This is a genomic window from Nocardioides abyssi (genome assembly GCF_030412915.1).
Lineage (GTDB): Bacteria > Actinomycetota > Actinomycetes > Propionibacteriales > Nocardioidaceae > Nocardioides > Nocardioides abyssi.
In genome coordinates, this window is record NZ_JAUHJR010000198.1 from 1 (window position 1) to 275 (window position 275).

The window sequence follows — 275 nt, forward strand, 5'->3', positions numbered from 1 at the left end:
GGCGTCCCAGTCTACAGGATGAGGGCTTTCAATCTTCTCTGGTAGAAGGCTATCCAGTTCCTTTCTTAGTCCCTTAACAAGATGGGCAATTCTTTCTGGAGACTGAAACACAAACCACTCATCTACAGCAATAATTTCCTGATCCTTATCTTTCTGGATGGAAATATCTCCTCCAAAGAACAGGAGGCAGTATGGTGACACTTCTGTACAGTCGTACAAGTATATACTGCTTGTTCTCATCTTCAGGTGATAGATAAGCCAGTTGTAGTGGAAGT

At 42.9% G+C, this 275-nt stretch carries 1 protein-coding gene; it reads right to left on the minus strand.

Annotated elements, in window-relative coordinates; genetic code table 11:
* Positions 1 to 275: oligonucleotide/oligosaccharide-binding-fold domain-containing protein (locus QWY29_RS20475; protein ID WP_300963064.1), on the minus strand; the 275-nt coding region annotated here is incomplete at both ends.